The organism is Streptomyces sp. NPDC001270, assembly GCF_042896695.1.
Lineage (GTDB): Bacteria > Actinomycetota > Actinomycetes > Streptomycetales > Streptomycetaceae > Streptomyces.
This window is the reverse complement of sequence record NZ_JBIAXM010000016.1, coordinates 1-14970: the sequence shown is the minus strand read 5'-3', so window position 1 is coordinate 14970 and position 14970 is coordinate 1. Positions and strand designations below refer to the sequence as shown.

Here is a 14970-nt window from a genome sequence, read left to right as displayed (position 1 = left end):
GGATGCGGCGGGCCTCTTTCTCGGTACGGATTCGGCCTGGCCGGTGCCACGGGCGAGGATGGGGCGCATGTTCTTGACGAGTGGGTGGATGCGAGGCGTCGAGGCCCGGCCGGTAGTGCCGTGCCGTTGTATCGGGAAGGGGACGGCACGGTGAGTACGCCGCTGTACCAGCTGAAGGCCGAGTTCTTCAAAACTCTCGGCCACCCGGCCCGCATCCGGGTCCTGGAGCTGCTGAGCGAGCGCGAACACGCGGTCGCGGAGATGCTGCCCGAGGTGGGCATCGAGGCCGCGCACCTCTCGCAGCAGCTGGCCGTGCTGCGCCGGGCCAATCTCGTGGTGAGCCGCAAGGAGGGCTCGACCGTGTACTACTCGCTGACCAGCCCGCACGTCGCCGAGCTGCTGCGGGTGGCCCGCACCATCCTGTCCGGCGTGCTGGCCGGGCAGGCCGAGCTTCTCGCCGATCTGCGGGCCGCGCAGGGAGAGGCGAAGCCGCCGTCGTAGCGACGGCCGCGTGACCGGCGGCCGTCTCCCCCTGAACTGGACAGGGCTCTACGGCATGGGGAGACGGCCGCCTCCCCGGTCGACGCGGGTGCGCCGCGGAGGCGGAGCCCGGAGACGATGTCGTAACTCCGTTCGTCTGACGGCTCGTTGGTCACACAGCGGAGGAGTCCTCACCGTGACGGGGAGGGGCTCATGGGCCTGTTGCGCGAGATCCGCACCACCGGGCGGGTGGCTGCACCCGCCCCGCCCGGACGGTGAAGCCCCGCGGTACGGTGCGCGCGCCTTCCCGTCGGGTCATTTCTGTGCGTGCTCGCCCAGGTAGAACAACAGCCACACGAACCCGGCGAGCAGATGCGTGCCGAAGATGTAGAAGCCCGCCCGGATCGCGACACCCCGCTCGATCCACTGCTCCCTGTCCCTGGTCTTCGGTTTCCGCTTCCTCCCCGCGGAGGGGTCCGTTGCCTGGTCGGATGCCTGGTCAGATGCCTGGTCGGTCACCGTGTCGTCTCCCTGCTCTCCCATGAAATCCGCTGATGACCCCGCCCCTACGACGGCGGGCTGAACCGCGCCGACAAGACCTGGCCGTCCTGATCGGCGGTGCGTGCCGCACTGACGTCGCCGTCGGGGTCAGCAGTCGGCTCGGCCACCCTTCGCGGCCCCGCGCCCATGGCCTCGTCGCCTCCGCCGCGGCATTCGCGGCTCTCCGCCGCCGCTCAACGCGCGGGCCCCGTGGCACGCAGTTCGTCCAGCAGGTCCTGCCGGCCGGTCAGAAGGGTGGCCAGGATCCGGCGGGCGGCGGCGAGCAGCTCGGCCACATCGCCCCCGGCCAGCTCGTACACCACCGTCGACCCGGTACGCGTCGCGGTCACGATGCCCGAGCGGCGCAGCACCGCCAGCTGCTGGGACAGGTTCGACGGCTCGACCTCGATCGAGGCCAGCAGGTCACGCACCGGCTTCGGCCCGTCCTGCAACAGCTCAAGTACCCGGATGCGCACCGGGTGGCCCAGCATCCGGAACAACTCGGCCTTCGCCTCGTACAGCGGAACCGGCATCCCGATCACCCCTCTTCCAGTTCCGGCTCATCGACGTCCAGCCCGTGCCGCCGCGCCAGCCGCACCGCATCGTCCAGCTCGTCCTGGGCCACGGCGACCTCATACGCGTCCCCGGCGCTCATGGCAGCCGCCAGAGCCGCCCGCGCCGCACGAACCCGCGCCAGCAACGCCTCGGCGACCTCGTTCACTCCGACCTCCGGACAGTGGATCTAGGGACCACAGCAACTTGCCAATTGAAGAACTCTTCAATTTGATTGTAGAGGGATCCGCCGCCGCTTCGGTGCGGACGCCCTCGCCGGTCTCTGCCGTTTCTCGGCCTCGTGACCTGTCCGCCAGCATGACTGTGCGGAACGCCCCTGGGACAGAGGCCCCGGGCAGAAAGGAGTGAAGGATCATGGGATGTCTCAACGGTAGGGTCGCCGTCATCACCGGCGGGGCACGCGGCATGGGGGCCGTCCACGCGCAGCGCTTCGTCGCGGAGGGCGCGTCCGTCGTACTCACCGACCTGCTCAAGGACGAGGGGGACGCCCTCGCCGCCCGGCCGGGAGAGAAGGCGTGTTTCGTGGTCCACGACGTCAGCAACGCCGCCGGGTGGGACGCGGTCGTCGAAACGGCCCAGGAAGCCTTCGGCCCGGTCACCGTGCTCGTCAACAACGCCGGAGTCGGCCAGGGCACCCCGCTGCTGGACACGACCGAGGCCGAGTACCGCCGCATTGTCGACATCAACCAGGTCGGTGTGTTCCTGGGCATGAAGGCGGTCATCCCGTCCAGGCGCCGGGCCGGCGGCGGCTCGATCGCCAACATCTCCTCGGCCGCGGGACTGGTGGGCATCCCCGGGGCATCGCCTACAACGCCTCGAAGTTCGCCGTGCGGGGCATGACCAAGACCGTGGCCGCGGAGTTGACGTCCGAAGGCATCCGGGCCAACTCCGTTCACCCCGGCTACATCGTGACCCCGATGACCGAGGAATACGGTTTCTCCCTCGACCATCCCGCGGTCCGCAACACCCCCATGCGGCGTGCCGCACAACCCGAGGAGGTGACCGGTCTGGTGGTCTACCTCGCCTCCGACGAGTCCAGCTTCTCCACCGGAGCCGAGTTCGTCGTGGATGGCGGAAACACCGCGGTGTGAGTGGACGATCGTCATCCCCGGCCAGGGGCGTCCCGTTGGAGCGGCTCCTTGTCGGTCGGGAGGGCGTCCGCCCCACCGGTCGAGGAACACAGGGATCGGTCACCGTGTCCCGGCCCCGGCCTTCGTGATCCTGAGTCGGGGCCGGCCACGGCCCGGAGCGTCCACCCGGCTCGTCGGCGGGAGGCAGTCATCGCATGTGCCGTACGGAGCCTGGACCGTGGAGGCGCCGACGTGCCGTCTCCCCGGCGTCCCTGAGGTCGCATCCCTCGCGTCGGGCTAGGCGCCCAGCCGCACGCCGAGCCCCGACAGCTTCCGCTCGATCGACGGCATCGCGCGCGGTGCCAGTACGGCGACGACCAGCGCGGTGGTGACGCCGGCCCAGGCGACCGGGCCGAGCGGAGTGCAGCCGAAGAACTGGCTGACCAGCGGTGTCTCGATCAGGACGGCCAGGACGGCGGCTGAGCCGAGGGCGGTCAGCAGCACCAGCGGGCTGTGCCGACGGCCGGTCACGGTCTGGGTGAGCTGGGCGCCGACCACCCCGCACAGGGCCATCGTGCTGGTTCTCCGCGCGGAGCCCGGTGTGACCGTGCCGATCAGCCAGGCCGTGCTCGCGCCGAGTGCCGTGACGACGCCCCGGTTCCTGATCTGCCGGCTCAGCGGATCGCCCAGCGCGGCGAGGCCCACGGGGATGCTGTCGGCGAGGGCGGATTCGTCGCCCGCCCGCGCGTCGGCCGTCTCGTCCCGGGGGGTCACCGAGACCGCCATCGCGGGGAACATGTCGGTGAGCAGGTTGACCAGCAGGATCTGGCGCGTGGAGAGCGGCGAGGAGCCGGACAGCAGTGTGCCGAGCACCGAGAAGCCGATCTCGCCGGTGTTGCCGCCGATCAGCACGCTGATCGCGTCCGCGACGCTGCGCCACAGCGCGCGGCCCTCGGCGACGGCGGCGACCAGCATCGACAGGTCGTCGCTGGTGATCACCAGATCGGCCGCGTTGCGGGCGGCGGCCGAACCGCGTGCCGCGATGCCGACCCCGATGTCGGCGGCGCGGATGGCGGCGGCGTCGTTGGCACCGTCCCCGACCATGGCGACCACCTGACCGGCCTCCTGGAGCGCCTCCACCACGTGCAGTTTCTGCTCCGGCGCGACCCGGGCCACCACGCCGCAGTCGCGCAGCAGGCGGGCCCGGCCGGACCGGTCCTGGGCGGCCAGTTCCTCGCCGGTGACGACTGCTACGTCATCGGGCCAGCCGAGCTGTACGGCGACCGCGCGGGCGGTCTCCGGGTGGTCGCCGGTGAGCATGACGGGTCGTACGCCGGCCTCGCGCAGGTCGGCCACCAGCGGCGCGGAGCTGGGGCGCGGGGTGTCGGCCAGGGCGATGAAGCCGAGCAGGTCCATGTCCGCGAGGGGCCGGCCGAGTGCCTCGTCGGGCTCGTCGTGGGGCTTCAGCGGGTCACGGGCCACGGCGAGCACCCGCAGGCCCTCGGCGGCCAGGGTCCGCACGGTGCTGTCGCCGTCGATGTCCCGGCAGCCGGGCAGCACGACCTCCGGCGCGCCCTTGACCACCCGGAAGCGCCCGCCGTCCGCGTCGGTGCCGACGGCGGCGGCGTATCCGCGGCTGGCCTCGAAGGGCTGCATCTCCTCGGGTGTCCAGGGTGACCCCGGCGGGCTCGCGACGAGTATCGCCTCGTCGGTGGAGTGGGTGTGGATGCCCGCGTTCTGGCCGTGGGTCGGGCAGGTCAGCGCGGCGGCGTGGAGCAGTGGTGCCGCCTCGGCAGCGTCGCCCGGGTGCTCGGTGCCGTCGTCGGCGACGACCCGGACCACCCGGAGCCGGTTCTCGGTCAGCGTGCCGGTCTTGTCGAAGCAGATGGTGTCCATCCGGCCGAGCGCCTCCAGCGCACGGGGGGTGCGGACCAGGATGCCGATCCGGCTGAGCCGGCGGGCCGCGGCCAGCTGCGCGACGGTGGCGACCAGCGGCAGGCCCTCGGGGACGGCCGCCACCGCGACCGCCAGCCCACCGCGGACCGCCTGCCGTACCGGTCGACCGCGCAGCAGCGACAGACCGGTCACGGCGGCGCCGCCCAGCAGGGTGAACGGCAGCATGCGGCCGGTCAGTTCGTGCAGCCGGGCCTGCACGCCGGGCGCCGGCTGGGCGCGCGAGGCCAGATGTGCCGCCCGGCCCGCTTCGGTCTCGTCGCCGGTCCCCACGATCACGGCCTGGCCGTGGCCGGCCACCACCGTCGTACCTTCGAAGACCATGCAGCGGCGATCGGGCACCGGAGCCTGGGGAGTGGGGTCGACCTGCTTGGCGGTCGGCAGCGACTCGCCGGTCAGCGAGGACTCGTCGACCTCAAGATCGTCCGCTGCCAGCAGCCGGGCATCGGCCGGTACCACGTCGCCCGTGTAGAGCTCGATCAGGTCACCCGCCGTCAGCCGTCGGGCCTCCACCAGGCGGGCCTCGTCCGCGCCCAAGTCGTCCATCCGGCGGGCTTGTTGGCGCTGGCCCATCCTGAGCCCGGAGAGTGCTCGCTCGGCCCGCAGCCGTTGCAGCCCGCCCACGAGCGCGTTCATGCCCATCGCCCCGAGCACCATCAGCGCGTCGACGGGGGACCCGAGCAGCGCGGAGGCCATCGCCCCGACCAGGAGCAGCGGAGTGAGCGGGTCGCGCAGTTCGCCGCGTACCGCGGCGATCAGCCGGACCGTCAGGCGGATGGGGGTGAAGACCGGCAGGCGGTAGGCCCGGACGAGGGTCTCCCTGACGGGTTCGAGCGCGCCCGGATGCGCTGCTCGGGCGCGGGCTTTGAGCCGGGTCAGCACCTCCTGGGGTTGCAGGGCGTGCCAGGCCACCCGGGGCAGCGGGTGCGGCGCGCGGTCGGCGCTCACGCGCAGGGCCGCGCGCCAGCCGGACAGGAGCGCGGCCGCGGCGGCGGCGTTGACGGGGCTGACCCGGAATCCGAGCGGGAAGGCGAGGCGTTTCGCGCGGGTCCCCCGCGTGACCACCAGCAGTCCGGCGAGCGCCGCGCCCGCCTCGGCGAAGGTCTTGGAGTGCCTGCCGACGGTCCGTGCCGCCGGGATCGCGTCCAGCAGCCGCCATGCCCCCCGCAGCCCGTGCAGCAGCAGTACGTCCGCGGGCCACACCACCGCGCTGCGGTCGTCGGTGAGCGAGACCGCGATGTCGCTGCGCAGCAGGCCGGTGAGCACCTCGCGGCTCTCGTCGCTCAGCTGCTGCTCCACCTTGGCGTCCCCGCTGCGGACGTGCGCCACCGTCAGTACGACGCGGCCGTCCCGCTGGAGCTTTCTGATCAGTTCGGCCAACGGGACTTCGGCGCCGACGAGTTCGTCCGCGAGCGCGCCGAAGTCACCGAGCGATCCGTCGTCCAGCACCACCACGTACAGGCCGGCCCGGCGGGCCGCGTCCAGGGCGGCTTCGGCCAGCGGGTCGATCTCCCATCCGACCAGGACGGTGCCGATGTCCCTCCCGGCGTCCGAGGCGATCATCAGCCCGGTGTCCGGCTCGCCCCGGTCCGGTACCGGGCGCAGGTCGAGTTGCCCGCCCTGCTCCAACGCGGCCGTCGCCGCCTGCCACAGCCGGTCGTGGTCCCAGCCGGCCACGTTCGGGTTGGCGTCCAGGACCGTACGGCGGGTGCCGCGCAGCGCCTCCGGGTGGAGCACCACCGTGTCGACGAGCTCCAGTTGCCTCAGCCGATCGAGGTTGCGGACCAGGACGCCTTCGCGGGCCAGCACGGTGCACAGTGCCGCGGCGAAGGCGGCCGGACCGTAGCGGGCGGCCTTCGGGTTGCCTGCGAGCAGAGCCTCCGCGGTCTCCTGCACATCGCGTGTGAGCAGCAGCGTTCCGGTAGCGCCGAGCAAAGTGCCGGTGATGGCCTGGTCCCGGTACTGCTCGCCCGGGTAGCGGTGGACCGGCGGGCGGGCGACCTGCCGGCCGGCCAGGCTCAGCCGCCCGGCCGCGCAGACCGTGTCGTGCGCGGCGTCGAAGGCGGCGGCCCGTGCGATGGCCTCGGTCAGTTGGCTCACCCGCAGGACGGCGTCCAGCGCCAGGGAGGTGGGCGACTGCCCGATGCCGTGCGCGGCGGCGTTGGCGGCGGCGAGCACCAGGTCGGTGGCGGAGCGGCCGAGCCGGTGTCGCAGCACCGCCCGGACCCGGGGGTCTTCACGCATCAGCGTGACACCGGCGGTGACGAGGCGCGGCGTGCTCTTCAGGCAGACGGTCCTCGCGGCGACCGCTGTCGTGATGCCCACCACGTCGCAGACCACGGCGAGCGCACCGGAGCGGATGCCACCGGTGTGGCCGGGGTGCACCGGTTCCAGCACGTCCTCGTCCGGACGTTCCAGCTGCTGCCGGGCCGCCAGCTCGGTCGCCCGGTCCACCACCCGGTCGGTGACCGCGTCCTGGGTCGTCTGCACCACCAGGCGGGCCAGGCCGCCGTCCCAGTAGGCGGCGAGCACGTCCGGGCGTCTGGCCAGCGCGGCGGCCACCTGCCGTGCCGCTGTCTCCGCGTTCCGGACGGTGGCACCGCGGCATGGGCGCAACGGAAGCTGTAGCCGGGAACCCGCCTGCCAGTACCCGCGGCCGGGCGTGAGCGCGTTCAGGCCGACGCGGCCCACCCGTGCCGCCGACGCCGACACCGCCGCCGCCCCGCGCGTGCTCGTCCGCACGCCTGCCTCGGCGGCATCGACCACTCCCCGCACGGCGGCCCCTGCTGTCGGCACGACCCGCCGGGTCGCCCGAACGGGTGCCCCCAGCGCGAGGCCGAGACCGGCCGCCGGCAGCCGGGTGAGCAGGCGAGGGATCATTACGGCCTCGGCGTCCTGGGCGTCGTTGTCCTAGCCGTCGCCGTCTTGGCCGCCGTCCCGGCCTCGCCCGGCTTCGTCGCCGCACGCCGCCCGGCTGAGGGCTTCGCCGCCGCGGGACGGGTCTCGGCCGCCCGGGTTCCGGTCTTCGGAGCGTCCGCGCCGCCGGCACCCGGGCGGGACTGGGTCAGCCACACCACCGCGGCGCCCGTGGCCGCCACCGGCCACTCGACCACCCCCGCCGCACCCAGCACGCCCACGCCGGCGTAGGCCGCGATCCGGCGCGAGCGGGGCGAGACGATGCCGACCGTGTCCAGGACACTGTCGAGGGCCCCCTTGACCGTGGCGGCGCCGGGCACGTGACTCACGGTCGTCTTCACCATGTCGACCGGGCGCAGCAGCATCTCCGCCGCCGACGGGGACGCCGATCGGGACGTCGACGACGCTCTACTGTTCTCACTCATGGTCCACCTCGCCTCCCATACTTCACATACCCGGCATATCGGGGCGGCAAGCGACCCCGTCCCTCGACCCGTCTTATGACGTAACCACGGCACACCTGGCGGACCCCGGCCCGGCGGGAGGACAGCTCCTGATGATCAACGGGTGTGGGGGCACCCGAGCGGCTCACGCGCCTCGGGTGTCGTCCGGCGCGGCGCGGCCGCGGGGCGCGGTGATGCGGCGTACGGCCTCGATCAGTGCCGCGCGGTGCTCCGCAAGGCGTTCGGCCGCGCGCGCCTCCGGGCCGGCGACGGCCTGGAGGCCGGGCGGGGCGTCCAGCCAGCTCTCGGTGATCCGCAGCACCATGGCGAACAGGTCGACCGCGGGAAGGGAGTCGTCCATGCGGCCCGCGCGCTGGGCGGCGGCGACCGCGTCCACCTTGATCCGGTATCCAGCGATTTCGGAGGGGGTGAGGTAGTCGCGCTCGAAGCGGCGCCAGGCGGCCAGCCGGGCGGTCTGCGGGTGGGCGAGCATGTAGTCGAAGTGGGTGGCCGCGAAGGCGACGAGGTCGCCGTCGACCAGGGGTGTCTCCTCGGCCAGCTTGCCGACCTCGCGCTGGAGCACCGCGTCGAAGAGCTGGTGTTTGTCCCCGAAGTACACGTACAGCAGGCGCTTGTTGGCTCCGGCCCGCTCCGCGATGTGATCGATCCGGGCCCCGGCCAGACCGTACTCGGCGAACTCCGCCGTGGCGGCGGAGAGCAGCAGTTCCTTGGTCGCCCGGGAATCGCGCGGGCGGGGGGCCTGGCGGTCCATGCCGTTCGGTCGCGTCGTCATGATGCCAACCTAGCGTAAGTAACTAGTTTTTGACTTGCGCGGACACCCGGCCTACGGTGTATCTATCCAGTTAGATACGACTGGACGGCAGACCTCGAAGGACACCGCGATGACCACGAACCCGACCTTTCAGACGTTGACCCTCGCCGACGGCCTGACCATCACACGTATGGGCTACGGCGCCATGCAGCTGGCCGGCCCGGGCGTCTTCGGACCACCCAAGGACCACGACCAGGCCGTCGCCGTACTGCGCGAGGCGGTCGAGCGCGGCCTCACCCACATCGACACCAGCGACTTCTACGGCCCGGCCGTGGTCAACGAGCTGATCAAGGAGGCGTTGCACCCCTATCCCGCCGGCCTGCACATCGTCACCAAGGTCGGCGCCCGCCGCGACGAGACGGGCGGCTGGATCCCCTCGCTGGACCCCGCCGACCTCAAGGCCCAGGTGCACGAGAACCTCCAGCACCTCGGCCTGGACACCCTGGACGTGGTCAACCTGCGCACCGCCGCTCTCGACGGCGGCAACGGCGACTCCGTCGCCGAGCAGTTCGGCGCCCTGGCCGAGCTGCGCGAGCAGGGGCTGATCCGCCACCTCGGGCTGAGCGGGGTCACCGAGGCCCAGCTCACCGAGGCCCAGGGCATCGCCCCCGTGGTCACCGTGCAGAACCTGTACAACGTGGCCAACCGCGCCGACGACGCCCTGGTGGACCGCTGCGCCGCCGAGAACATCGCCTACGCCCCGTTCTTCCCGCTGGGCGGCTTCAGCCCGTTGCAGTCGCAGACCCTGACCGACGTGGCCGACCGTCTGGGAGCCTCCCGCCAGCAGGTCGCCCTGGCCTGGCTCCTGCAACGCTCGCCGTCCATCGTGCTGATCCCCGGTACCTCGTCGGTGGCCCACCTGCGCGAGAACATCGCCGCCGCCGAGCTGACCCTGCCCGCGGATGCGGTCGCGGAGCTGGACGCCATCGGCCGGTGACCGGCCCTCGACGGATCGGATCGGGGATCGCACCTCAGGGAGCCGCTCGGGTTCCCCATGACTCCGCGGCACCACCAGCCACAGATCGACGAAAGCATGGAGGGCAGCAGATGGACGTTGTCCGGCTGTCGCCGTTCGTGCGTCACATCAGCGTGCCCGGCCGGTACTCCTTCCAGCTTCCCGACCCGCCCGGCGGGTTGCGGCCCCTGCGTGGCAGAGACGCCACCGGCGACGAGTGAGCACGCAAGGGCGGCTGAGAGGCCCGCCGCGGTGCCGCGTCGCCGTGGGTGGCTGACGTCTGCTTCACACGGGCGTTCAGCTGGTGGGGACGGTGACGACGATCTTGCCGACCTGCCCCCCGGCCTCCAGGTACCGGTGGGCCTCGGCGATGTCCTCCAGCGCGAACGTCTTGTCGATGGCGGGGGTCAGCTCGCCCTTGGCGAGGCCGTCGGTGACGAAGGCGACCGCTTCGGCGCGGCGCTGGTCGTCGGTGGTGATCTCGAAGAGTTCGAAGCCGCGGATGGTGAGGCGCTTGAAGAGGACCTCACCGACGTTGAGCGGCGTGGGGGTTCGGTCCAGTACGCCGTAGAGGACGATGTGGGCTTCTCGGGCGGCGGCGGTGACCAGGTCGGCCAGGGCCGTTCCTCCAACGGGGTCGAAGATGACGCGGGCTCCCTCGCCGTCGGTCAGCTCCCGCACGCGGGCCGGGACGTCTTCCTCGGCGGTGGCGATGACCTCGTCGGCGCCGGCGTCCAGGAGCTGCTGGCGCTTGGCGTTGGTACGGGTGAGGGCGACGGCGCGGGCGCCGGCCTTGTGGGCGATCTGGATGGCCGCGAGGCCCACGCTGCTGGAGGCGGCGGAGATCAGGACGGTGTCACCGGGGCGGACGCCCGCGAGGTCGACGAGACCCCCGTAGGCGGTGATGAACTGCATCCACACCGAGGCCGCCTCCTCGAAAGACAGCCGATCGGGGTGGGCGACGACCGCGTGGGCGGGGGCGAGGACGGCCTCGCCGTGCACGGGGTAGTCGGTCATGGTGAAGGACGGCACCACGCTGACCGCGTCGCCCACGTTCAGCCCGCTCACGCTCTCTCCGAGGGCCTCGACCACCCCGGCCGCCTCGTAGCCGATACCGGAGGGGAAGACGGGGTCGGTGCCGTACTGGCCCAGCAGGGTGTGTTCGCCACCCGGATCGCCGCGGCCCGCGGTGTCCACGTCATCGCCACGGCCGCTCCGCAGGCGGACGCCGGGGTGCGTGCGCGCGGCGCCCAGGACACCGTCGACTACCGCGCCCGGCCGGTCGGCGAGGTCGTCGCCGCCTTCGAGGCCGTCGCCGCCCACCTCAAGGACGGCCGCAACGCCGTGTCCATCGACTTCGCCGCCACCGAGGAACTCCAGAAGTCGGGCCGGATCAGGGCGGTCAACCACGTCCACGACGACAAGCTGAACCGGATCACCGAGGTGGGCCGCATGGCCGTCGAGGGAACCCTCGGCATCGTCGTGGAGCGCCGGGTGCCGCTGGGCGAGGCGGCCCAGGCGTTCGAGCGGAACCGGCGGGCGGCGCCCGGGGAAAGACCGTCATCGACATGACCGCGGGCTGACACCACCCCTTGGTCCGGCCGCGGCGCCCGGAGCCAGGACGGAGAAGGGCATCTGTGCCGGGTTCCGTGAGCCCCGGTTCCACGGCACAGGTGCCTTCTTCTACTGCTTCTACTGCTTCTACTGCTTCTACTGCGCCAGGGACGGCCGCGGTTCAGCGGGCGATCGTCGGATTCCGATGCTGGTCAAACTCATTCGTGCCGGTCGTTTGGGTGTCGGTTCGCCTCGGCGTGCTTCGTGCGGGCAGCTTGGCGCCTTCGATGTCGACGTGCGGGAGGAGGGCCTCAAGAGCACGGGGGAGGCGCCAGGCGTGCCGGCCGAGCAGCGCCATCGCGGCGGGGACGAGGGTCATACGGACCACGAACGCGTCGACCGCGACACCGAACGCGAGGGCGAAGCCGATGGACTTGATGATCGGGTCGTGGTTGAAGACGAACCCGCCGAAGACGGCTGCCATGATGAGCGCCGCCGCGCTGACGACCCTGCCGCTCGCGGCCACCCCATGGACGACGGCGTCGGCCGCCTTGCCGGTGTGCTCATGGTGTTCGCGCATCCGGCTGACGAGGAAGACCTCGTAGTCCATGGCGAGTCCGAACAGGACGCCGATCAGCAGGACGGGCAGGAAGCTGGTCACCGGGCCCGCGGCCGGAATGTCGAGCAGGCCGCTCAGGTGGCCCTGCTGGAAGACCCAGACGGTGGCGCCGAGCGACGCGGCGACCGAGAGCAGGAAGCCGAGCGCGGCTTTGACGGGGACCAGCAGCGAACGGAACGCGATGGCCAGCAGGAGCAGCGCGAGGATCACCACGATGGCCACGAACAGCGGCAGTGCGCCGGAGAGTTTGCCGGAGACGTCGATCCCGGCGGCGGTGGCACCGGCGATGTAGAGGGTGCCGCCCGTTTTCGCGATGCCTGGCCCGGTGTCGCGCAGGCGATGGACAAGATCTGTGGTGGCCTGCGCGTCGGGGCCGGTCTCCGGCACGACGGCCATCACCGCGACGGTGCGCGCCGGGTTGGTGACCGGTGCGGAGACGGTGGCGACGCCCGGCTCGGCGGCCAGTGCCGTGTGCAGGTGCGCCAGAGTGGACTCGCGTTCGGCGCCGGGTATCGCGGCGGTGTCGACGATGGCGGTGAGCGTGGCGTTGAAGCCGGGGCCGAAGCCTTCGGTCAGCAGGTCATAGCTCTTGTGCTCGGTGCTGTCGGCCGGTTGGGAGGCGAAGCTCGGCAGGCCCAGGCGCAGCTCACGTGCGGGTAGCGCGAGGGCGAGCAGCCCGATGACGCCGACGACGAGGACGATCACGGGCTTGCTCGTGACGGCACGCGCCCAGGACATGGCCCAGGAGTCGCGGGTACGGTCCTTGTCGCGACGGCGACGCGGGCGCAGCCGCTCGCCGAACAGGGCGAGCGCGGCCGGCACGAGGCTGATGGCCACCAGGACGGCGATCAGGACGGTCGCCGCGGCGGCCAGCCCCATCACGGTCAGGAAGGGGATGCCGGTCACGGCGAGGGCCGCGAGCGCGATGATCACAGTGGCACCGGCGAAGACGACCGCGCTGCCGGCGGTGGCCACGGCTCGTGCGATGGAGTCCGCCACGTCCTGCCCGGGATCGGCGAGTTGTTCGCGGTGGCGGGAGATGATGAACAGCGCGTAGTCGATGCCGACGGCAAGGCCGATCATCAGTGCCAGCACCGTGGCGGTGCCGGTCATCTCGACGAAGCGGGAGACGAACTGCACGCCCAGCACACCGACGGCCACGCCGACCAGCGCCGTCAGCAGGGGCAGTCCGGCGACGATCAGCGAGCCGAGGGCGAGCGCCAGGACGGCGAAGGCGACGACGACGCCGACGATCTCGGCGGGGCCGCCGACCTCGGTCTTGGGCTGCATCGCGGAGCCGCCGAACTCGACCTCGACACCGGCCTGGCGGGCCGCGGTCATGGCGTCGGACAGGGAGTCCTTGGCACTCTGCGGAACGTCGGGCGCCGGATCCCTGAACAGGACGTCCGCGTAGCCGATGCGCTCGTCCGGTGAGATCGTACGGGTCTCGACCGGATCGGTGACGCGCACGACGCCCTCGACCCCGGCGGCCTTCTTCAGGCTTGTCCGTACGGCGTTCTCGGGCCCGGACCCGGTGAGTTGGGTGCCCTTCGGCGCGGCGAAAACGACTCTGACGGTGCCGCCGGCTGCCTGCGGGAACTTGTCCTTGAGCAGGTCCTGGGCACGCTGTGACTCGATGCCCGGCACGGTGAAGTCGGTGGTGACCTTGCCGTGCAGCGTGATGCCCAGGCCACCGACCACGGTGAGCAGCAGCAGCCAGACGGCTATGACCCGGCCGCGCCGCCGTGTCGCCCAGCGCGCCCAGGTGTAGAGGCGTGACGCCATGTTCTGTCCTCGTCCTTGTCCAGTGCGAGCATCTCCGGTTACACCCTAAGGTATTTTTACACTTGATGGTAAATTCGCTTTCGATGGTAAACTTCGAGTCATGAGCGACGGGGTGAGAGAGCTAGGCAAGGCCCGGCGCAGAGAGGCGATTCTGCGAGCGGCGATCACGCTGTTCGCGGAGCGCGGCTTCGAGACGACGACCATCGCGGACATCGCGGAGCGCGCGGAAGTGTCCGCACGCACGGTCACGCTGTACTTCCCGTCGAAGCTCGACCTGGCGCTGACCCAGGTGACCTCGATGACGGAGCGTCTGGCCGCCACTCTGCGCGTCCGGCGTGTCGACCAGTCGGCGCTCGACGCGCTCGAACAGTGGCTGCGTGAGGAACTCACCAGCGGCAACGCGCTCGACGAGGTCTGCGAGCGCATGCTCGACCTGAATCCGGATCTCAAGGCCATCGCCAACGCCCGGGTGAGCGAGGTCGTGGAGGAAGGAGCCCGCCGCCTCGCGGAGGAGACGGGGGGCACGCCCCACGACTTCGGGCCGCGCATGGTCGCCGCGGCGGCGGCCGCCATCGTCGCGGAGTTGCTCCGCACCCGCGAGACAGCCGGCATCGAGGCGGCGATGGCCTTCCTGCGTGCCGGACTCGCCACGCTGTCGGAGCGCTGACTCCCCGCCCCACCGTCCGCAGGGGTCACGCCCCTCGCCCCGGTGTCGTCGGCCCGGCCGGGACATCTGCGCTGCCGGGGACATCGACGGGTGGTCGTGCGGGGGCAGCGGATCGGCGACCGCTTCAGCGGCGTCCTCGCCGGTCACGACGGGGTGTGGGCCGCTGGGTCGACCGGCTGAGGCGCGGTCGCTGACCAGCGGACACGGTGTGCTCAGTAGGGGCTGTCGGTAGGGGCTGTCGGTAGCGGAAGTACGTGCCGTACCGGGCCTCGTGGTGCTCCCGGCGGATCGTGCTCTGCCGGCGACGGAGGCTCACCGGCAGATTCGGTACGGCCCGGCCTCCGTGGGCCCCGGACGCGGCTACGGTGCCGCGACGGCGCGCGGTGCTGTGCGGATCATGGACCAGGAGACCGGCGGGAGCTGCGCGGACAGGCCGGTGGGCTCCACCTGGTGGTGGGTGGAGCTGCGCGGTTCGACCCGGCGCGGCCCGGCCTTGGAGTTCGTCGCGAGGAGGTCCTGCCCGCCGAGGAGGACGTGCTCGACGACCTCGTGTTCCTCGCCGGCCATCCGCAGCCGCAGGGTG

13 protein-coding genes and 2 pseudogenes are annotated in these 14970 nt (G+C 72.0%); 6 read left to right on the top strand and 9 right to left on the bottom strand.

Features of this window, described 5'->3' with window-relative positions; all coding sequences use genetic code 11:
• Positions 1-150 precede the first annotated feature (150 nt).
• Positions 151-501: an ArsR/SmtB family transcription factor gene (locus ACFY2B_RS25830; protein WP_376529112.1), complete on the top strand. Its 351-nt coding sequence runs from the start codon at positions 151-153 to the stop codon at positions 499-501.
• 294 nt (positions 502-795) lie between these two features.
• On the opposite strand, the gene ACFY2B_RS25825 is transcribed toward ACFY2B_RS25830, so the two are convergent.
• The 3 genes from ACFY2B_RS25825 to ACFY2B_RS25815 all read right to left on the bottom strand — a co-directional run bounded on the left by ACFY2B_RS25825 (position 796) and on the right by ACFY2B_RS25815 (position 1741).
• Complete coding sequence (locus tag ACFY2B_RS25825; protein WP_390765450.1) at positions 796-1023, bottom strand: DUF6126 family protein; 228 nt, start codon at positions 1021-1023, stop codon at positions 796-798.
• A gap of 191 nt (positions 1024-1214) precedes the next feature.
• The gene (locus tag ACFY2B_RS25820; RefSeq protein ID WP_390765449.1) at positions 1215-1553 is read right to left on the bottom strand and encodes an ArsR/SmtB family transcription factor; all 339 of its coding nucleotides are present in this window, start codon (positions 1551-1553) and stop codon (positions 1215-1217) included.
• 5 nt (positions 1554-1558) lie between these two features.
• A complete protein-coding gene (locus ACFY2B_RS25815) occupies positions 1559-1741 on the bottom strand; it encodes a hypothetical protein (protein WP_390765448.1) in 183 nt (60 codons plus the stop codon).
• Positions 1742-1947: 206 nt separating this feature from the next.
• On the opposite strand from ACFY2B_RS25815, the pseudogene ACFY2B_RS25810 reads away from it, so the two are divergent.
• A pseudogene (locus ACFY2B_RS25810) lies at positions 1948-2684 on the top strand (glucose 1-dehydrogenase).
• A 276-nt stretch (positions 2685-2960) separates the two neighbouring features.
• Here ACFY2B_RS25810 and ACFY2B_RS25805 read toward each other — a convergent pair.
• The 3 genes from ACFY2B_RS25805 to ACFY2B_RS25795 form a co-directional block, all read right to left on the bottom strand.
• The gene (locus ACFY2B_RS25805; RefSeq protein WP_390765447.1) at positions 2961-7496 is read right to left on the bottom strand and encodes a cation-translocating P-type ATPase; all 4536 of its coding nucleotides are present in this window, start codon (positions 7494-7496) and stop codon (positions 2961-2963) included.
• Positions 7496-7957 (bottom strand): hypothetical protein, encoded by a 462-nt coding sequence (locus ACFY2B_RS25800; RefSeq protein ID WP_390765446.1) that lies wholly within the window; start codon positions 7955-7957, stop codon positions 7496-7498. The genes ACFY2B_RS25805 and ACFY2B_RS25800 overlap by 1 nt, the downstream gene beginning before the upstream one ends.
• A 163-nt stretch (positions 7958-8120) precedes the next feature.
• Complete coding sequence (locus tag ACFY2B_RS25795) at positions 8121-8768, bottom strand: TetR family transcriptional regulator (RefSeq protein ID WP_390765445.1); 648 nt, start codon at positions 8766-8768, stop codon at positions 8121-8123.
• Between the two features lie 109 nt (positions 8769-8877).
• Here ACFY2B_RS25795 and ACFY2B_RS25790 point away from each other — a divergent pair, with 109 nt between their 5' ends.
• A complete protein-coding gene (locus ACFY2B_RS25790) occupies positions 8878-9744 on the top strand; it encodes an oxidoreductase (protein WP_390765444.1) in 867 nt (288 codons plus the stop codon).
• 110 nt (positions 9745-9854) lie between these two features.
• On the top strand, positions 9855-9983 hold the full coding sequence (locus tag ACFY2B_RS25785) for a hypothetical protein (protein ID WP_390765635.1): 129 nt from the start codon (positions 9855-9857) through the stop codon (positions 9981-9983).
• A gap of 76 nt (positions 9984-10059) precedes the next feature.
• Here the strand turns inward: ACFY2B_RS25785 and ACFY2B_RS25780 are convergent, their stop codons facing one another.
• A complete protein-coding gene (locus ACFY2B_RS25780; protein ID WP_390765443.1) occupies positions 10060-10959 on the bottom strand; it encodes a zinc-dependent alcohol dehydrogenase family protein in 900 nt (299 codons plus the stop codon).
• On the opposite strand from ACFY2B_RS25780, the gene ACFY2B_RS25775 reads away from it, so the two are divergent.
• Entirely contained in the window at positions 10921-11334 is a 414-nt protein-coding gene (locus tag ACFY2B_RS25775; RefSeq protein WP_390765442.1) for a zinc-binding dehydrogenase, read from the top strand. The genes ACFY2B_RS25780 and ACFY2B_RS25775 overlap by 39 nt on opposite strands.
• Before the next feature lie 163 nt (positions 11335-11497).
• Here the strand turns inward: ACFY2B_RS25775 and ACFY2B_RS25770 are convergent, their stop codons facing one another.
• Positions 11498-13720 (bottom strand): MMPL family transporter, encoded by a 2223-nt coding sequence (locus ACFY2B_RS25770; protein WP_390765441.1) that lies wholly within the window; start codon positions 13718-13720, stop codon positions 11498-11500.
• A gap of 100 nt (positions 13721-13820) precedes the next feature.
• Between ACFY2B_RS25770 and ACFY2B_RS25765 the strand changes: the two genes are divergently transcribed.
• The gene (locus ACFY2B_RS25765) at positions 13821-14387 is read left to right on the top strand and encodes a TetR/AcrR family transcriptional regulator (protein WP_390765440.1); all 567 of its coding nucleotides are present in this window, start codon (positions 13821-13823) and stop codon (positions 14385-14387) included.
• 360 nt (positions 14388-14747) lie between these two features.
• Here ACFY2B_RS25765 and ACFY2B_RS25760 read toward each other — a convergent pair.
• Positions 14748-14970, bottom strand: a pseudogene (locus ACFY2B_RS25760) (hypothetical protein); the annotation flags it as partial.

Coding starts and splice junctions, on each gene's coding strand:
- ACFY2B_RS25825 (WP_390765450.1), bottom strand. CDS start 1,023: ATGGGAGAGCAGGGAGACGACACGGTGACCGACCAGGCATCTGACCAG.
- ACFY2B_RS25820 (WP_390765449.1), bottom strand. CDS start 1,553: ATGCCGGTTCCGCTGTACGAGGCGAAGGCCGAGTTGTTCCGGATGCTG.
- ACFY2B_RS25805 (WP_390765447.1), bottom strand. CDS start 7,496: ATGATCCCTCGCCTGCTCACCCGGCTGCCGGCGGCCGGTCTCGGCCTC.
- ACFY2B_RS25800 (WP_390765446.1), bottom strand. CDS start 7,957: ATGAGTGAGAACAGTAGAGCGTCGTCGACGTCCCGATCGGCGTCCCCG.
- ACFY2B_RS25795 (WP_390765445.1), bottom strand. CDS start 8,768: ATGACGACGCGACCGAACGGCATGGACCGCCAGGCCCCCCGCCCGCGC.
- ACFY2B_RS25790 (WP_390765444.1), top strand. CDS start 8,878: ATGACCACGAACCCGACCTTTCAGACGTTGACCCTCGCCGACGGCCTG.
- ACFY2B_RS25785 (WP_390765635.1), top strand. CDS start 9,855: ATGGACGTTGTCCGGCTGTCGCCGTTCGTGCGTCACATCAGCGTGCCC.
- ACFY2B_RS25770 (WP_390765441.1), bottom strand. CDS start 13,720: ATGGCGTCACGCCTCTACACCTGGGCGCGCTGGGCGACACGGCGGCGC.
- ACFY2B_RS25765 (WP_390765440.1), top strand. CDS start 13,821: ATGAGCGACGGGGTGAGAGAGCTAGGCAAGGCCCGGCGCAGAGAGGCG.